The organism is Streptomyces sp. NPDC058145 (assembly GCF_042884245.1).
Taxonomy (GTDB): Bacteria; Actinomycetota; Actinomycetes; order Streptomycetales; family Streptomycetaceae; genus Streptomyces.
Map to the genome: position 1 here is coordinate 572,142 of NZ_JBHVUH010000002.1, position 18,061 is coordinate 590,202.

Annotated in this window: 13 protein-coding genes; 3 read left to right on the forward strand and 10 right to left on the reverse strand. The window is 71.2% G+C overall.

The features are described 5' to 3' along the window. Positions 1 to 74 precede the first annotated feature (74 nt). The 4 genes from ACFVVO_RS06430 to ACFVVO_RS06445 all read right to left on the reverse strand — a co-directional run bounded on the left by ACFVVO_RS06430 (position 75) and on the right by ACFVVO_RS06445 (position 4,821). Positions 75 to 755, reverse strand: a complete 681-nt coding sequence (locus tag ACFVVO_RS06430) for a response regulator (protein ID WP_390052209.1) — start codon at positions 753 to 755, stop codon at positions 75 to 77. After that, the gene (locus ACFVVO_RS06435; RefSeq protein ID WP_390052211.1) at positions 752 to 1,903 is read right to left on the reverse strand and encodes a sensor histidine kinase; all 1,152 of its coding nucleotides are present in this window, start codon (positions 1,901 to 1,903) and stop codon (positions 752 to 754) included. Before ACFVVO_RS06435 ends, ACFVVO_RS06430 begins: the two co-directional genes overlap by 4 nt. Then, positions 1,900 to 2,421 carry a DUF1453 domain-containing protein gene (locus tag ACFVVO_RS06440; RefSeq protein WP_390052213.1) on the reverse strand — a complete coding sequence of 174 codons (522 nt, stop codon included), beginning with the start codon at positions 2,419 to 2,421 and terminating at the stop codon, positions 1,900 to 1,902. The genes ACFVVO_RS06435 and ACFVVO_RS06440 overlap by 4 nt, the downstream gene beginning before the upstream one ends. Before the next feature lie 276 nt (positions 2,422 to 2,697). After that, positions 2,698 to 4,821, reverse strand: a complete 2,124-nt coding sequence (locus ACFVVO_RS06445; RefSeq protein ID WP_390052215.1) for a type IIA DNA topoisomerase subunit B — start codon at positions 4,819 to 4,821, stop codon at positions 2,698 to 2,700. Between the two features lie 441 nt (positions 4,822 to 5,262). Between ACFVVO_RS06445 and ACFVVO_RS06450 the strand changes: the two genes are divergently transcribed. Then, entirely contained in the window at positions 5,263 to 5,493 is a 231-nt protein-coding gene (locus ACFVVO_RS06450) for a hypothetical protein (protein ID WP_390052217.1), read from the forward strand. A gap of 100 nt (positions 5,494 to 5,593) precedes the next feature. Here ACFVVO_RS06450 and ACFVVO_RS06455 read toward each other — a convergent pair whose 3' ends face one another. The 6 genes from ACFVVO_RS06455 to ACFVVO_RS06480 all read right to left on the reverse strand — a co-directional run bounded on the left by ACFVVO_RS06455 (position 5,594) and on the right by ACFVVO_RS06480 (position 14,721). Further along, positions 5,594 to 6,454 (reverse strand): serine protease, encoded by an 861-nt coding sequence (locus ACFVVO_RS06455; RefSeq protein WP_390052219.1) that lies wholly within the window; start codon positions 6,452 to 6,454, stop codon positions 5,594 to 5,596. A 121-nt stretch (positions 6,455 to 6,575) separates the two neighbouring features. Beyond that, positions 6,576 to 8,117, reverse strand: coding sequence for an RNA polymerase sigma factor (locus ACFVVO_RS06460; protein WP_390052221.1), 1,542 nt, complete (start codon positions 8,115 to 8,117; stop codon positions 6,576 to 6,578). Positions 8,118 to 8,549: 432 nt separating this feature from the next. Continuing rightward, a complete protein-coding gene (locus tag ACFVVO_RS06465; protein ID WP_390052223.1) occupies positions 8,550 to 9,437 on the reverse strand; it encodes a FadR/GntR family transcriptional regulator in 888 nt (295 codons plus the stop codon). 163 nt (positions 9,438 to 9,600) lie between these two features. Continuing rightward, a complete protein-coding gene (locus ACFVVO_RS06470) occupies positions 9,601 to 11,943 on the reverse strand; it encodes an ATP-binding cassette domain-containing protein (RefSeq protein ID WP_390052225.1) in 2,343 nt (780 codons plus the stop codon). A gap of 162 nt (positions 11,944 to 12,105) precedes the next feature. After that, positions 12,106 to 12,864, reverse strand: coding sequence for an NUDIX domain-containing protein (locus ACFVVO_RS06475; protein WP_390052226.1), 759 nt, complete (start codon positions 12,862 to 12,864; stop codon positions 12,106 to 12,108). A 288-nt stretch (positions 12,865 to 13,152) separates the two neighbouring features. Next, positions 13,153 to 14,721, reverse strand: coding sequence for a DUF4192 domain-containing protein (locus tag ACFVVO_RS06480; protein ID WP_390052228.1), 1,569 nt, complete (start codon positions 14,719 to 14,721; stop codon positions 13,153 to 13,155). 186 nt (positions 14,722 to 14,907) lie between these two features. Between ACFVVO_RS06480 and ACFVVO_RS06485 the strand changes: the two genes are divergently transcribed. Beyond that, positions 14,908 to 17,073: a RecQ family ATP-dependent DNA helicase gene (locus tag ACFVVO_RS06485; protein WP_390052230.1), complete on the forward strand. Its 2,166-nt coding sequence runs from the start codon at positions 14,908 to 14,910 to the stop codon at positions 17,071 to 17,073. 285 nt (positions 17,074 to 17,358) lie between these two features. Next, the gene (locus ACFVVO_RS06490) at positions 17,359 to 17,979 is read left to right on the forward strand and encodes a hypothetical protein (RefSeq protein WP_390052232.1); all 621 of its coding nucleotides are present in this window, start codon (positions 17,359 to 17,361) and stop codon (positions 17,977 to 17,979) included. Positions 17,980 to 18,061 lie beyond the last annotated feature (82 nt).

Genomic DNA, 18,061 nt, shown 5'->3' on the forward strand with positions numbered 1-18,061 from the left:
TGCATACCCAAGGATGGACAGACCGGGAAGATCCGTGACTTCTCTTCCCAGGACACTTCACCCCATTAGGTGACTCATTTCACGGGGGGCCGCACCAGCCCCTTCGCGTAGGCGTAACGCACCGCCTGCGCCCGGTCCTTGAGGCCCGTCTTGGCGAAGAGATTGTTGATGTGGGTCTTCACGGTCGCCGTGGAGACGTGCAGCCGGCGCGCGATCTCCTGGTTGGTCAGCCCCTCGGCGATCAGCACCAGGACCTCGGCCTCCCGCGCGGTCAGCCCGTCGGGCGCCTCGGTCACGGCGGGTGCGGGCGTGGGCTCCGACAGCCTCTCCAGCAGGCGGCGCTGGACGCTCGGCGACAGTCCCGCCTCTCCCGACAGAACGCTCTCCACGGCCCGCACGATCTCGTCGCCGCCCGCATCCTTGGTCAGATAACCGCGGGCTCCCGCGTGCAGCGCGGGGAACAGCGACTCGTCGTCACCGAAGGTGGTGAGCACCACCACCTGGGTCCCCGGGTACTCCGACCGGATCCGGCGCGTGGCCTCCACTCCGTCGCAGCGCGGCATCCGCAGATCCATCAGCACCACGTCCGGGGCGAGTTCGGCGACCAGCCGCACCGCCTCCTCGCCGTCCCCGGCGGATCCCACTACTTCCAGACCGGGCAGCAGACCCAGCAGCATCACGATGCCTTCCCGGACCACGGTCTGATCGTCTGCGACCACGACCCGCGCGGGCTTCCTCTCCCCCGTCTCCGTCATACGGGCACCTTCAGCGTCACCACGAACCCTTCCTCGTCCGGTCCCGCGTCGAGCGAACCGCCCAGCAGCTCGGCGCGCTCCCGCATCCCCCGCAGACCGTACCCGCCACCGGCCCCCGTGAGTTCGCCCGGACGACCACCCGAGTCCCGTACGTTCAGTGTCACTTCGTGCTCGCCGTAGTCGAGCCGCAGCCGCACCTTGGCACCCTGGGCATGCTTGCGGACGTTCGTCAGCGCCTCCTGCGCGACCCGTCGCACGGCCTGCGACGCCTCGGCCGGCAGAGGTCTGCGCTCACCCGTGACGGTGACATCGGCACCGTCGGCCGCACTGACGAGTCCGGTCAGGAACTCCTCCAGCGGGGTCAGCTCGCCACGCAGCGCGCTCAGTGCCTGCCGGGTCTCGGCGAGGCCGTCACGGGCCATGCCCCGGGCGGCCACCACCCGCTCCAGGAGCTGGTCCCGGTCCGCGCCGCGCTCGATCAGCAGCCGGGCGGCCTCCAGGTGCACCAACTGCGCCGAGAGGCTGTGCGCGAGCACGTCGTGGATCTCCCTGGCGATCCTCGCCCGTTCGGCCAGCGCCGCCGACTCCGCCTCGGCGGCCCGGGCGGCGCGTTCCTGGGCGAGCAGCCGCTGTGCGCCTCCCCGGGCCTCCGCGTCGAGCCGCAGCACATATCCGGCGAGGGCCATGCCCGCCACCGTGGCGGCCGTGGTGAGCCACACGTCGTTGTTGAAGGCGGAGAACGAGGCCAGCGCCACGGACGTCACCGGCAACGCGGCACCCAGGGGCAGGCGCTCCAGGGCGGAGACTCCGCAACCGCACCAGATCACCAGGGCCGGTCCTCTGAACCCGGTGGCCTCGGCCGTGACAGCGATGCTCAGGAGCACCGCCATGAGCATGAGCGAAGACGCCAGCCGGTGCTCGTAGGTGGTGTGGAAGAACGCCCAGGAGACGAGGCCGGCCAGCAGTACTCCCGCCGCGGCCGCGAGCGCACCCCAGATGCCGACGTGTCTCTGGCTGACAGCGCCCCACAGCAGCAGGGCGAGTACCAGGAACCGGACCGCCCAGGCGAGCATCCGCCGGGGCCTGCTGGTGCCCGCCCGGTCGAGCGCCTCCCGGCTCGGCCAGCGGTTCAGAGCGTTCTCCGTCACACGCGCTCCTTCCACGCGAGCCGCATGTCGTCACCGTCAGCGGGGGCCGGGCGGCTCCAGGCGCCGAGGGACTGTGCCCGCCAGGCCAGGATCCCGGCGCGCACCAGCAGCGTGCACGCGAGGCCCAGCATCAGCGCGGAACTGTCCTGGTGTACGCCTGACGCGGCGCCGAGGGCGAAGACGCCGGCTCGCAGGGCTATGCCGACGAGCCAGACGACGGCGCTGGCCTTGGTGCTCCGGGTCCACACGACACCGTCCGACGCCGTCCAGATCCGCGTGGTCCAGGCCCAGCCGGCGCCCGTGACCACACCGATGAGCAGTTCGACGGCGAGCAGGGTGGCCGAGGCTGTGGGGTGGTGGTCGTCGAGTATGCCGGGTTCACGCAGCGCCACCACAGCGAGTATCACGGGCAGCAGCCACCAGCGCCGGTCCGTGCCGATCGCGCGGGCGCGAAACTGCCGCACGATCACCACGGCGGCGACGGCCACGATCACCAGCGCGTTGAGGAACCCGGACATCACTGCCTCCGTGAGCGGGAAGGTGGTGTCGGGAGCGGGTGCCGCCGACACCATCGAAGCTACGGAAAGCCGCCGGTCGGGAGATCGGAGCGGGGGTGGATCGCGGGTGGAATCAGGGGGCCGGTCCGTCTCCACCCACAGGTGGAGAGACGGCATGACCGACCGTTGGGTGAAGAGACCCCGGCTCTGACCGACGTACACGCCTGGGGGGCCACATGGCGGTCGGCCGGTCCGCTCACCTCGAGCGGACCGGCCGGCCGACGCCGGGCGCCGGGGCTAGGCGTCGATCCGCGACCTGTCCAGGGTCGCCGCCGAGCCGGAGATGAACTCCTTGCGCGGCGCCACATCGTTGCCCATGAGCAGGTCGAAGACCTGTTCGGCGGCCTCCAGGTCGGAGAGGTTGATCCGGCGCAGGGTGCGGTGGCGCGGGTCCATCGTGGTCTCGGCCAGCTGGTCGGCGTCCATCTCGCCCAGACCCTTGTAGCGCTGGATGGAGTCCTTGTACCGGACGCCCTTGCTCTGGAACTCCATGAGCTTGTCGCGCAGCTCACGGTCCGAGTACGTGTAGACGTACTTGTCCTGGCCCTTCTTCGGCTGGATCAGCTCGATGCGGTGCAGTGGCGGCACCGCGGCGAAGACCCGCCCGGACTCGACCATGGGCCGCATGTAGCGCTGGAACAGCGTCAGCAGCAGACAGCGGATGTGGGACCCGTCCACATCGGCGTCGGTCATCATGATGATCTTGCCGTAGCGGGCCGCGTCGATGTCGAAGGTGCGGCCCGAGCCCGCCCCTATGACCTGGATGATCGCGCCGCACTCGGCGTTCTTGAGCATGTCGGTCACCGACGACCGCTGCACGTTGAGGATCTTGCCGCGAATGGGCAGCAGTGCCTGGAACTCGGAGTTCCGGGCCAGCTTCGCCGTGCCGAGCGCCGAGTCGCCCTCGACGATGAACAGCTCGCTGCGGTCGACGTCGTCGCTGCGGCAGTCGGCGAGCTTGGCCGGAAGGGACGAGGACTCCAGGGCGGTCTTGCGCCGCTGCGCGTCCTTGTGCTGGCGGGCCGCGACCCGGGTGCGGGCCGCGGCGACGACCTTCTCCATCACGACCCGGGCCTGGGCGGCCGCGTCCCGCTTGGTGGAGGTCAGGAACGCCTTCAGCTCCTTGGTGACCACGGTGTTCACGATGCGGCGGGCCGCCGAGGTACCGAGGACCTCCTTGGTCTGGCCCTCGAACTGCGGCTCGGCGAGGCGCACCGTGACGACGGCGGTGAGACCCTCCAGGGCGTCGTCCTTGACGATGTTGTCCTCGGCGACGCGCAGCATCTTCTTCGCGCGCAGCACCTCGTTCATCGTCTGGGTGATGGCCTGCTCGAAGCCGGCGACGTGGGTGCCGCCCTTGGGGGTGGCGATGATGTTCACGAACGACCGCAGCTTCGCGTCGTAGCCGGTCCCCCAGCGCAGCGCGACGTCGACGCCGAGCTCACGCGTGACCTCGGTGGGGGTCATCTGGCCGTGCTCGTCCAGGACCGGGACGGTCTCCTTGAAGGTGCCCTGCCCCGAGAAGCGGAGGACGTCGCAGACCGCCTTGTCGTTCGCCAGGTACTCGCAGAACTCGCTGATGCCGCCGTCGAAGCGGAAGGACTCCTCGCCCTTGCTGCCGCCCTCGCCGAGTCCGAACTCGTCCCGGACGACGATGGTCAGGCCCGGCACCAGGAAGGCGGTCTGCCGGGCACGCTGGTGCAGCGTCTCCAGGGAGAGCTTGGCGTCCTTCAGGAAGATCTGCCGGTCGGCCCAGTACCGCACGCGTGTACCGGTACGCGTCTTCGGGATCCTCTTGCCCTTGGCCAGGCCGCTCCCGGCCTCGAACTTGGCGTCGGCGCCGTTCCCTCGGAAGGCCCCCGGAACGCCGCGCCGGAAGCTGATGGCGTGGGTGTGTCCACTGCGGTCCACCTCGACGTCGAGGCGGGCCGAGAGGGCGTTGACCACGGAGGCGCCGACGCCGTGCAGACCGCCGGAGGCGGCGTAGGAGCCACCGCCGAACTTGCCGCCGGCGTGGAGCTTGGTCATCACGACCTCGACGCCGGACAGGCCGGTCTTGGGCTCCACGTCCACGGGGATGCCGCGGCCGTTGTCCCGCACCTCGACGGAGGCGTCGTCGTGGAGGATCACCTCGATGTGGTCGCCGTAGCCACCCAGGGCCTCGTCCACGGCGTTGTCGATGATCTCCCACAGGCAGTGCATCAGACCGCGGCTGTCGGTCGAGCCGATGTACATGCCCGGGCGCTTCCGCACGGCCTCGAGGCCCTCGAGGACGAGCAGGTGCCGCGCGGTGTAATTGGAACCGTCCCGGTCTGCTCCTGCCAGCAGCGCTGTGGACGGCACGGACGTATCGGCGGTCACGCGGTTCGCTCCTCGCTGAATTTCAGGTGACCCCCTTGTGGGTAAGGGGGCGGCTTCGGTTGCCGCTCAGAGGGTACCGAGGCCTGGTAGAGCCGTTGTAACGCCACCCTCCTCGAAATCTCACCCTAGTCCACAGTCGTATGAATGTTCGATCCCTCGATGGGGTGAAGTCCACATCACGTTCCATTGGAGGCATGAACCATTTAGGCTCCGGGCACGTCCTCATGAACAACCGGCAACCCAGCCGGGAGGACAGAGACCGGATACCTGCGCGAAACCGTAAGCACACAAGACACGTACTACGGCACATTCGCCGCCAACCGGCAGCAGACAGCCGCCCCGGAAAGATTTTTTCGAGGAAAAGCCACGAGCGGGAACGTTTTCGGGCTGGTTGGATGTTGACCCTGGTACGACAGCTCGTCGAGCTAGAGAAGAGGCGACGTGACTACTGTTCTGACCCCCGCGAGCCCGTTGACGGCCGCCGATCGCTGCGACCGCTGCGGCGCCCAGGCATACCTGCGCGTCGTCCTGCTCAGCGGCGGAGAACTGCTCTTCTGCGCCCACCACGGTCGCAAGTTCGAGCCGGAACTCAAGAAGATCGCCGCTGAGATACAGGACGAGACGGAGCGGCTGACGTCCGCTCCGAGCACCACTTCTGACGAAGAGCGCTGAATCTCGCACCCACGACGAGCCAACCTCGGCACAGGCCGGTGAACGGGCGGCCGCTCCTCTTCCAGGAGCGGCCGCCCATGCTCGTGCCTCCGTGAAGCCCTCAGGAGCCTTTTCCGGGCCGCTGGGGACCCGCAGCCGGCCCTCCCAGGCTTCGGAGGATGTCGGACACCCGTGTGTAGACACCGGGCTCTCCGGGCTGCCCGCATCCGCTCCCCCAGGACACCAGCCCGATCAGCCGGCCCGATGCCACGAGCGGGCCCCCGCTGTCGCCCTGGCAGGCGTCCGGGCCGCCGACGGGCTCTCCCGCGCAGAGCATGGTCTCGGCCCGATAAGTTCCGTCCGGACCGCCGGGATAGGCGCGGGCGCAGACGTCGTCCGCCAGCACCCGTACGCGTGCGGCGTGGAGGTGGCGTGGGTACGCCCCGCCGCCCGTGGTGTCACCCCATCCGGAGACCAGGGCGCCCGTCCCGGGCTTGTACGCGGGATCGCCCTCGGGTGCCATCGCCACAACGGCGCCGCGCGGCAGCGGCTCGGCGAGAGTGAGCACCGCGAAGTCACCGGAGCTGGCCGCGACGTCGTAGCGCGGATTCACCCGGACGTCCCGTACGGCGACCTCCTCGCCCTCGGTGGACAGCAGGTCCGTACGGCTCGCTATGACCCTCAGGTCGCGCACCCGGTTCGGGGGCGCCCCCAGAACCTCATCGGCCATGCAGTGGGCCGCGGTGAGCACGGTGGTCCGCGAGACCGCCACACCGCCGCAGAACTGCCCCGCCCGCGTACCCCCGAACCGGTCACGGCTCGACAGCGCCACGGTCCACGGGGCCTGCGAGACGTCTATCGGGAACCCGCCGACGACCACACCGCCGGTGGCCGCGGATGCCGAGGTGGTCAGGGGTATGGCGGTCATCACGGCCACAAGGGCCAGGGGCCCGATCAGTGCCCGGGCAATCGAACGGCGCATACGGCTTCCTCACTCTGGGGCGGTACTGGAACACCCAGAGTCATTCAGGTGCCCGTCGCGCGCAGCACGAAGGCCCGGCACCCCGAGGGGGGCCGGGCCTTCGGCGTCGTACGACCGGGACCTAGTCGAGGTAGTCGCGGAGCACCTGCGAACGCGACGGGTGGCGCAGCTTCGACATGGTCTTGGACTCGATCTGGCGGATGCGCTCACGCGTCACGCCGTAGACCTTGCCGATCTCGTCGAGGGTCTTCGGCTGACCGTCGGTGAGACCGAAACGCATGGAGACGACGCCGGCCTCGCGCTCGGACAGGGTGTCCAGGACGGAGTGGAGCTGCTCCTGCAGCAGCGTGAAGCTGACCGCGTCGGCGGGGACCACGGCCTCGGAGTCCTCGATGAGGTCACCGAACTCGCTGTCGCCGTCCTCGCCCAGCGGGGTGTGCAGCGAGATGGGCTCACGGCCGTACTTCTGGACCTCGATGACCTTCTCCGGGGTCATGTCGAGTTCCTTGGCCAGCTCCTCCGGGGTGGGCTCGCGGCCCAGGTCCTGGAGCATCTGGCGCTGCACGCGCGCCAGCTTGTTGATGACCTCGACCATGTGCACCGGGATGCGGATGGTGCGGGCCTGGTCGGCCATGGCGCGGGTGATCGCCTGCCGGATCCACCAGGTGGCGTACGTGGAGAACTTGTAGCCCTTGGTGTAGTCGAACTTCTCGACCGCGCGGATCAGACCGAGGTTGCCCTCCTGGATGAGGTCCAGGAACAGCATGCCGCGGCCGGTGTAGCGCTTCGCCAGCGAGACCACCAGACGGAGGTTGGCCTCCAGAAGGTGGTTCTTGGCGCGGCGGCCGTCCTCGGCGATGATCTCCAGCTCGCGCTTGAGCTTCGGGGCGAGCTTGTCGGCGTTGGCCAGCTTGTCCTCGGCGAACAGACCGGCCTCGATGCGCTTGGCGAGCTCGACCTCCTGCTCGGCGTTGAGCAGGGGGACCTTGCCGATCTGCTTGAGGTAGTCCTTGACCGGGTCGGCGGTGGCACCGGCGGCGGCGACCTGCTGGGCGGGAGCGTCGTCCTCGTCCTCGTCGGACAGGACGAAGCCCGCGCTCTCGGTGCCCTCGGGCTCGTCGGCGGCCTTGGTCTCCTCGAGGACCTCGTCCTCGCTCACTTCGGCGTCGTCCTTCTTGGCCGCGGTCTTCTTCGCGGTCGTCTTCTTGGCGACGGTCTTCTTCGCGGCCGCCTTCTTGACGGTCGTCTTCTTGGCTGCGGCCTTCTTGGCGGGCGCGAAGTCCTCGGCGGGCTCGTCGGCGGCCGGGGCGGCGGACGCGTCCGGGGCCGCCGTGGTGGCGGTGGCCTTCCTGGTGGTCACCGTCTTCGCCGCGACCGTCTTGGTGGTGGTGCGCTTGGCCGGGCTCTTCGCTGCGACGCTCTTTCGGGTGCGCTTGGGCTCTGCTGCACTGACCATCAGCGTCACACCCTCTTCCTCAAGGATCTGGTTGAGGCTGCGCAGTACGTTCTTCCATTGAGTGGCCGGAATCTGGTCGGCTTCGAAGGCCCGACGCACATCGTCGCCGGCGATCTGCCCCTCAGCCTTTCCCCGCTCAATGAGAGCCATGACAGAGACGGACTCGGCGATCTCCGGCGGGAGCGTACGGGATGTGCTGGCCGACACGAACAACCTCTCGGAACGTTGGAAAACGGCTTCCGGCCCCGTCCACAGCGGACAGGAGCCGACCATCGGCCGGGGGTGGGCCGACGGAGCGGGCGGGGGCCGGGAAGATGCACAGCGCCCTTGCCAGGCGTCCGTATTCCCTCCGCGGCTGTCACCTCTTAGGTCATCGCGCTGCTCCCACGAGCGTTACGCCCAATCTGCGTGGCCCGAGTCACACCCCGTAAGCCGTCATAAGCGGTCGAAGACTGGCATAAAGGATCACCTGCGCAGCCGCCCGTCGGCCGGGGCCGATCGCAGTCGGTTGGGGCGACGCCGGGCCCCGCCGGACTCCAAGGATTCCGGCGGGGGCCGGCGACGGCCAGTCCCCGAGCCCGGCCGTCGCGACGGCCACGACACCGCGGCACACCGACGACCGCACCGCTGGAGAACGGGTCAGTGTTCGCGCGGAGCGGGAACCACGCGCTCTACGTCGGGGTGGACGGTGAGCAGCTGGCGCATGGCCGTCTCCGACGCCGTGCCGTCGCCGGTGCCCAGCGCGTCGACGATCCGCGCGTGCAGCGCGAGGGATGCCTCGTTCGGCCGGTCACAGCCCGTGACCGGGCTCCCGGAGACCTGAAGAGCGGCCGAGACGATCCCGGAGAGGTGCTCCAGCATGCGGTTGCCGGCGATCTGGATGAGCAGCGCGTGGAACTCGGTGTCGGCACGCGAGAACGTCAGCGCGTCACCCTGCGCCATGGCGTGACTCATGATCTCGACCACGTCGGACAGTCGCTGCTGCACCTCCTCGCGTCCGTGCCCGGCGGCGAGGCGGGCGGCGAGCGGCTCGATCGTCCAGCGCAGCTCGCTCAGCTCGCGGCGCTGATCGTCGCGCTGCGGCCCGAAGGCCCGCCACTCGATGATGTCCGGGTCCAGGAGGTTCCAGTCGCTGACGGGACGCACGCGCGTACCGACGTTCGGGCGGGCACTGACGAGGCCCTTGGCCTCCAGGACGCGGAGGGACTCCCGGACGACGGTACGGGAGACCTCGAAACGCTGGCCGATCTCCTCGGGCACGAGCGGGCGGTCGGCCCCCAGGTCGCCCGATACGATCATCTGACCCAGCTGCTGAACGAGTTGGCCGTGCAGTCCGCGCCCGCGGCTGCCTGCGGGGCGTCGGCCCACGCGGCCCAGCTCGGGGTCCGCTCCCTCCCAGGCGGGCGCTCCGACCCGGCCGTTCACCGGGGCGTCGGTGTAGGGGTAGCGGTCGAGTTCGCCCGGGCCGACCAGACCGGAGTCTGAGGAGCGGGCGGCGGTCATCATGGTGTGCGCAAGGGTACTCACGCATCCTTTGTCGGCGTCGTCTTCAACTCCCTTGAGGTCTTTGGTGAAAAGCACACGAAAGGGTGATCGCTCACCCCGTCGCAATTGACGCCTTATCGGAAAGAAACGAGCCGTATTCGGGGAGTTGTTGGCACGGCGGGACCGGATGCGTTCGCAGCGGTTGTCATCGGACTCTGGTTCGCACAGTCGTGACCAGGTACGCGCACAACAGCGCGGTCAACGACAACGCCAGTGCGCCGCCGACTGGTTGGGCGACGACCCGAACCGTGGCCAGCAGGTAGCGCTCGCCTCCGAAGGGCCATTGCAGCAGCAGTACCTCCCGCATCCGCAAGGGGAAGCCGGCCGCGGTCCGCACGGCCGGTCCGCCCAGCACCCACCGCAGAGCGGGGACGAGGGCGACGGGGACGGCGAGGACGGCGGCGAGACCAGCCGTGGTGGACCGGAAGATCCCGGCCGCCAGCACCCCGGCCCAGGCACAGCCGGCCACAAGCCCGAACCAACTCGCGGTCAGGGAAAGCCAGTCCGAGGGAACTTGGGTCAGCTCCCGACCGTGGACGAGGTAGAGAACCTCGGCGTCGCAGCCCACCGTGAGGAAGGCCAGCATCAGGGCGGTGGCTCCGGAGACGAGGAGTTTGGCGGCGAGCAGTCCCAGCCGACGGGGCACGGTGCCGCGATCCGCCGCCAGTGCGGGGTGACGGAATTCGTCCCCGAAGGCCAGGGCACCGAGCAGCCCCGCCGCGAGCGCCGCGGGTGGCAGCGGCAGCTCCCTCGGCCATGCGGCGAACAGCCGTGCCTGCGGGGTATGACCGGTCCGGGCGAGGAGGACGGCGGTGAGCGCGGACAACAGCAGTGCGGCCCCGCAGGTGAGGAAGCCGGTACCGATTCCCGCGGCGCGGCGCAGTTCGTAGCGCAGCGGGCGGAGGGGACTGCGAGCGGTGCGGACGGAGATGGGAGGCGGGAGGGGGGACAGGGCGTCGAGGGTACGGGCCGCGTCGGCGAGCGAGCGCGACGGCGGTTCGGCCCGGGGCTGACCGCTGCCGGGATGCCCGGTGCCCGGATTTCGCGCGCCGGGGACAGTGGTGCCGGTCGCGGGCGTATCGGCGACGGCCAGGGTCGTGACATCGGTCCTGGCGCGTGTGCCGGTGGCGGCCTCCGAGGAGTCGGCCTCCGGGGAGGGCGCGTCCGGGCGGGCATTGACGGCGATCGCCGAGGCGCCGGAGGCCGCCGCATCGGCACCTCCCGTGGGCGCCTCGGCGGTGGAAGCGGCAGCGTCGGGTGTGCGGCCGGCCGCGGATGCGGAGTCGGACTTCGACAAGCCCTCCGTCTGCGCTCCCGAGGCGGTGTCCGAGCTCCCGGAGAGGGCCTCGCGCTTCCCAGTGGGCACCGGGCGTGGGCCGTCGGCGTTCCACTCCAGCGCGTCGTCCGGCGGGGAGACACGAGACACCGACCGCTTGCGCTCCTCAGAGGGAAGAGCGGCCACCGCCGACGCGGGTGCGGCGCTCCTCCCCTGTGTCGACGAGCCGGCCGCGGCCTGTGTCCTCCCCTGCGGGGAGTGGTCCGGGACGGCCCGGGGCCGCCCGGCCGACAGCGACTCTCCGCCCGCGTTCTCCCCGCCTTCGGGTCCCGCGCTCGACCCCATGTCACCGACTTCATCGGCGAGCTGATGGACGAGGATGCCGTGCCGGAAGGCGATCTCACCGACGTCGGCGGTCGTGCTGCCGTACACCGAGAGGCGATTGCCGGCCTCTCGTACGACCTCGACGGAGCGCTGTGCGGTACGGGCCTCCTTGGTGAGCAGAGCCGCGAGGCGGGCGGCGTGGGGGCTGCGGACGGCCACGCGCGGACGCAGCCGGGTGCGGGCGAACTCCCTGCCCTCCTGGTCGGCGGAGAGTCTGCCGCCGTCGAGGGTGACGACCCGGTCGGCCGTGCGAGCCGCCTCCTTGGGATCGGCCGTCGTGAACAGCACCGTGCCGCCCTGGTCCGCGTGTGCGCGCAGCATGCCGTGCAGCCAGCGTGCCTCGCGGGCGGACAGGCATGCGGTGGGTGCGTCCAGCACGAGCGTGTGCGGGTCGGCCAGCAAGGCACAGGCCAGTCCGAGTCTGCGGTCCATGCCGCGCGACAGGGTGCCGAGGCGTTCCTCGCGGAGACTGACGAGACCGACGGCCTCGAGCACCTCGTCCGCGCGGCGGACGTGGACTCCGGCCGCCGCGCACAGCATGCGCAGGTGGCCGCGGACCGAGCGGGCCGGATGACCGGGCACGTCCCCGAGGAGCACGCCGACCTCCCGTGACGGGTGGGCGATCCGGTGCAGGGGCCGCCCCCGGAAGTAGGTGATGCCGCGACCCTGTTGCAGTTCGAGCATGAGCCTGAGCGTCGTCGTCTTGCCCGCTCCCCCGGCTCCGTGGAGCGCGGTGACATGACCGGCGCGCGCCTCGAAGGAGACGTCGTCGACGGCGGGCGGGTGCGCCTTGCGGGGGTTGCTGGTCAATCCGAACGCCTGGATCACTTGCAGCAAGATAGCGCGCAATGTCCTGTTTTCCTGGTATCCCCCTATCTGTTCTTCGGTGGTGCGCAAGTCGAGCGGGACACGCGTCCGCCAATAGGCGGAAGGGACGTTGGCACGCCCCTGTCGGCACCCAGCCGAAACGGCTGCCGGGAGCCGCGACCGTCAGACCTCGGGACGGAGCATCGGGGGGTTGAGCAGGGTGGCGCCGCCGGCCCGGAAGAGCTGGGCCGGCCGGCCACCCTGGCGGGTCGTGGTACCGCCGGTGGGCACGAGGAATCCCGGCGTCCCGGTCACCTTGCGATGGAAGTTGCGCGGATCGAGGGCGACCCCCCACACGGCCTCGTAGACCCGTCGCAGCTCTCCCACGGTGAACTCGGGCGTGCAGAACGCGGTGGCCAACGAGGAGTACTCGATTTTGGAACGGGCCCGCTCGACCCCGTCGGCGAGGATCTGGGCGTGATCGAAGGCGAGCGGCGCCACAGCTTCGCCGTCGCGACCGTATCCGCCCTGCTGGAGCAGTTCCTCGACCGGCGCCCAGCGCGCGTTGCTCGCGTCGCCGCCCGCGCGGGGCGCGGGCAGATCCGGAGCGAGCGCGAGGTGGGCGACGCTGACGACCCGCATCCGGGGGTCACGCTTCGGGTCACCGTAGGTCGCGAGCTGTTCGAGATGGGCGCCGTTGTCCTGGGCCGGAGCCGCGGGGTCGTGGGCGCGCAGCCCGGTCTCCTCGGCCAGCTCCCGCGCCGCCGCCTGGGACAGGTCCTCATCGGCCCGTACGAAACCGCCGGGCAGCGCCCACCGCCCTTGGAACGGCGACTCACCCCTGCGTACCGCCAGCGCACACAGCGAATGGCGGCGCACGGTCAGCACGACCAGGTCCACGGTGACGGCGAAGGGCGGAAAGGCTGACGGGTCGTAGGGCATACGGCGATCATAGTCGTCTGCCTGACGATAAACACTCCCTTCGCCGGCCGCCCCGGCACTGGATCCTCTTCGTTCCGGGGTATGCGCGCGGGACGGGCTCCGCATCCCCGCGCTGCCGGTGTCGCACGAGGTCAGGCTCCATTCGCGGGCCCTGTGACATGGGGAGGCTGCCACCGCGCCCGGTGCGCCCACGCCCTCGCCACCTCGCCCTTTCCGGGTCAGGCTGTCACCCGTCCGGGACGGCCGCCCGCCCCTTCCTGATGCCGGGCGCTTCAGTGCCGCGAGCTCTCATCCGTCGCCCTCGCTCTCCCGGTTTCCACTCGCCGCCGCTGTGCCGCGGGGCATGCCGTCACCCGCACGCACACGGGCGGCGCCCGGCTTGGCGTTGCCCGGCCGGGAAGGTCCGGCGCCCGATGACTGGGGGTGGGAGCCGACCGGGCGCCGACGCCCTTCGTCCCCGCGCGCCGGCCGAGCAGTGCCGTCGGCGGACCCTGCGGAGCGGGTTCGGCGCCTGCGCCGTGGGCCACCGGCCGCCTGGGCGCGCTCGGCGCTGGGGCCGCCGGGCCGTGCGGTGACTCCGGATCCTTCGACGGCGGTGGGCGAAGTCTCGTCGGACGCGGCCTCGCTCGCCGGGGCAGCCTGTTGCGCGGCCTCCGGCCCGACAGGCCGCTCACGTTCCGCGCGCAGACAGCGGCGGATCGACTCGGGATCGAGCCCTTCGTTGCAGGCCTGGTGCAGCAGCCGGGCGAACAGGTAGTCGGGGTCGGCACCGAGGGCCATGGCGAGGGCCTCCCGGGCCTCCAGTTCGTCGCCGGACGACCAGGCCACCCAGCCCGTCAGGGTCAGCGGGGCGGCGGCGTGCTCGCCGTACGGACCCACGCAGCGGCGGGCCAACGCGCGCCAGAGCCTCAGAGCCGGACCGGCGTCCTCGCCCTCCATCCACGCTGCCGCGCGGTCGCGTGTCGTGCGGTCCTGGAGTCCGAGGATCAGCGTCGCCGCCTCGTCGTGCGCGAGCAGACCGTCGTCGCGGAGGTCCGCCTGGTGGGAACCGGACACCGGCGCCGCCCCGGCGAACCGGCGGATGGCGCGGTCGGCGAGTTCGAGGGTCTCCTCGGCCACGCCCACGCGCTCGGCGTCGTCCAGAATGCGGGGTACCAGGGACATGCCTGCCGCGTCCAGGGCGACCTCCTGTTCCATGGCGGCACCCGTCTCCCAGGGCAGCAGCCTGGCCCGCAGCTCACGGAGCGTTCCGCGCACCTGGATCCCCGCGTAGGTGGCCGCGGCGGCCAGCACCGAGGTGCCGGGCAGGCCCATCGGTGTTCCGTCGTCGGGGCAGCACCCCTTGACCGGGCAGCAGTACGACCAGAACCGGCCGTCCGAGACGCACAGGGCCTCGATCACCGGCACGTCGAGGCTGCCGCATTCGGTGCGCAGGAGCTGGGCGAGCGGTTCGAGCCGCTTCATGACGTCCCGGCCCGTCTCACCCGGGTCCGGTTCCTGGCAGACGTAGGCGACCATCTGCTCGGGCCGGGTGCCGCGTCGTTCGCTGCCGGCCACCAGACCCCGGGCCAGCTGTCGGGCGGCCTCCGGCCAGTCCTCCCGACTCGCCGGGATGCCCAGCCGGGCACGGCCGCCGAACCTGCCGCGGCCCTCCCGGTCGTGCAGGGCGACCAGCACCATGCTGTCCTCGGGGCGGTAGCCGAGCAGGTACGGCAGGGCGTCGGCCAGCTCGGCGGGGGTGCGCAGCGTGACCTGGGGGTCGCGCGCGGACTGGTCGTTCGGTGGCCCACTCAGCCGCTCGTGCCCCGTGAGGTCGCCGTTTTCGAAGGGTCCGGTCGTTTCGCCGTGATTCGTCATGCGCCGACAATCTCGCGGGAGCCAATATTCCGCTTGCGCCTGTGGACAACTCGAATCAGGGACACGACAAGGCAGCGACTGGGTGAACGCCGTCGTGGGCGCTTTTCCACAGCCCGAGCGCGGTGGACGGCCATTCGCCGCCGCCGTCCCGCCCAATTGTCAGTCCCGTCCTGTTGTATGGGACGCATGGAGCACACGAGCAACGCGGACCTCCGGGCGCAGGCCGACACCGTCCTCGCCCGGCTCGTCGGGGACACCACGGCCACGGCTCGGTTGCGCGAGGACCAGTGGAGGGCGATCGAGGCACTGGTCGCCGACCGGCGCCGGGCCCTGGTCGTGCAGCGCACGGGCTGGGGGAAGTCCGCGGTGTATTTCGTGGCGACGTCGTTGCTGCGGGCCAGAGGCAGCGGACCCACGGTGATCGTCTCCCCACTGCTCGCGCTCATGCGCAACCAGGTGGAGGCCGCGGCCCGTGCCGGCATCCACGCCCGGACCATCAACTCCGCCAACTCCGAGGAGTGGGAGTCCGTCCAGGCCGAGATCGAGCGCGGCGAGGTCGACGTGCTGCTGGTCAGCCCGGAGCGGCTGAACAACCCGGACTTCCGCGACCAGGTCCTGCCCAAGCTCTCCGCGGCGACCGGGCTGCTCGTCGTGGACGAGGCCCACTGCATCTCCGACTGGGGTCACGACTTCCGCCCGGACTACCGCCGGCTGCGCACCATGCTGGGCGACCTCCCGCCCGGCGTCCCCGTGCTTGCCACCACCGCCACGGCCAACGCCCGCGTGACCGCCGACGTGGCCGAGCAGCTCGGCACCGGCGGTACCTCCGACGCCCTGGTGCTGCGGGGTCCGCTGGACCGGGAGAGCCTGAGCCTCGGCGTGCTGCGACTCTCGGACGCGGCGCACCGCATGGCCTGGCTCGCCGACCGCCTCGACGACCTGCCGGGCTCCGGCATCATCTACACGCTCACCGTGGCGGCCGCCGAGGAGGTCACCGCGTTCCTGCGACAGCGCGGCCACACCGTCGCCTCGTACACGGGCAGGACGGAGAACGCCGACCGGCAGCAGGCCGAGGACGATCTGCTCGCCAACCGGGTCAAGGCCCTGGTCGCCACGTCGGCGCTGGGCATGGGCTTCGACAAGCCGGACCTCGGGTTCGTGGTGCACCTCGGTTCACCGTCCTCCCCCATCGCCTACTACCAGCAGGTCGGCCGGGCCGGCCGTGGCGTCGAGCACGCCGAGGTGCTGCTGCTGCCGGGCAAGGAGGACGAGGCGATCTGGCAGTACTTCGCCTCGCTCGCCTTCCCCTCCGAGGACCTCGTGCGCCGCACGCTGGACGTCCTCGCCCGGGCCGACGGGCCACTGTCCCTCCCTGCCCTGGAACCCCTGGTGGAACTGCGCCGTTCCCGGCTGGAGACGATGCTGAAGGTCCTCGACGTGGACGGAGCGGTGCGGCGGGTCAAGGGTGGCTGGATCGCGACCGGGCAGCCGTGGTCCTACGACGCCGAGCGGTACGACTGGGTGGCCCGGCAGCGGGGGGCCGAGCAGCAGGCGATGCGCGAGTACGCGTCCACCACGACCTGCCGGATGGAGTTCCTGCAGCGGCAGCTGGACGACGAGGGCGCCAAGCCCTGCGGCCGATGCGACAACTGCGCGGGGCCGCGCTTCACCGCCGACACCACGACAGCGGCACTGGACGCCGCACGCGTCGACCTCGGCCGTGCCGGGGTCGAGGTGGAGCCCCGCCGCATGTGGCCGACCGGGCTCCCGGCGATCGGCATCAACCTCAAGGGCCGCATCGCGGCCGCCGAACAGGCCGCGCCCGGGCGGGCCTTGGGCCGGCTGTCGGACATCGGCTGGGGCAACCGGCTGCGACCCCTGCTGGCACCTCAGGCTTCCGACGGGCCGGTGCCGGACGACGTGGCGCGAGCCGTGGTGGACGTACTGGCCGACTGGGCGAAGGGTCCGGGCGGGTGGACTTCGGGGGCGGCCGGCGGCCAGGCCCGGCCGGTGGGTGTGGTCACCGTCGCCTCGCGCTCCCGGCCCGCGCTGATCAGCTCGCTGGGCGCCCGCATCGCCGAGGTCGGCCGGCTGCCGCTGCTCGGCTCCGTGGAGTACGACGGGGACGCGCCCCGGCTACCCCGCAGCAACAGCGCCCAGCGGCTGAAGGCCCTCGACGGCTCGCTGACGCTGCCACCGGCCCTCGCCTCCGCGCTCGCCGAGACACACGGTCCGGTGCTGCTTGTGGACGACTTCACCGAGACAGGCTGGACTCTCGCCGTCGCGGCACGCCTGCTCAGAAGGGCCGGCGCCGAAGGCGTGCTGCCCCTGGTGCTGGCCGTCCAGGGGTGACAGCGACCCCCGCGAGCCGGGGCGGCACAGCGAGCTGGGACACGAACGTGCCGCGGCCGAGCGCCACAGGGGTCGCCAGCGCCCCCTGTGGGTAGGGATATAAGCCACGCACCACCAGATAACCGTCGGCGGCTCCAATTGCTCGTTGCCGCATCCAAGTTCGACAGGAAGAATTGAAGTCCGCTCCCCGCACGGCTCGCCCATGATCCGTGGGCTTCGCCGCGGTGCGCGCTCCCCCGAATCCGACCTCGCCCGCAGTGTGGGCGCGTAGCCGAAGGGAGGAACGTGACCTTCGGATTCGCCTCGTCCTCGGCGGCCTCATTGTCGACGTCCGCGTCCGCCGCTTCCGCCAGTCGCCTGCTCGAGCCCGCGGAGTGGGCAGCCGCCGGAATTCCCCTGCTGCGCAACCCCCGTGAGGTCGTCAGCGGGCTGCACGCCCGCCATCACCCCCGGCCGTCCATGGCGGTCGTGGCAGTCCTGGATCCGGAGGAACGACTGTGCGCCAGCGCGTCGTTCATACGGCGCCCCGAGGCGGCCGACGGCTGGATGTTCCGCAACGCGCTGCTGGCCCAGCTGCGCCGGGTCATCCCGCACGACCTGCGCCGCCGCACCCCGGTACGCACCGCCGTGCTGCTCTACTGCCGCGAGGGCGAAGCGCGTTGGACCGAGGAGGACGGGGCCTGGATGTGGGGGCTGCGTGACGCCTGCACGCTGCACGGGCTGCGCTGCGGGGCGTACATCACGCTGACCGGGGACGGCTGGCAGGTACTCGGTGAGGGACGGGGCGGACGCCGCCCGAACGCCCACTCGGAGCCCGAGGCCTTCGCCATGTCGCAGGCACCGCCCCTGCCTCCCCGCACCGGTGGCCCGGTTTCCGAGGTCCTGCGCCGCGCGGCTGCCCGCTGACGCCGGCCTGTCCGAGTGCCCGGGGCTCCGGGTACGGCCGGGGGTACGGCGGCGCGGGCCGGCCACCGTCGCGCTAAGACGA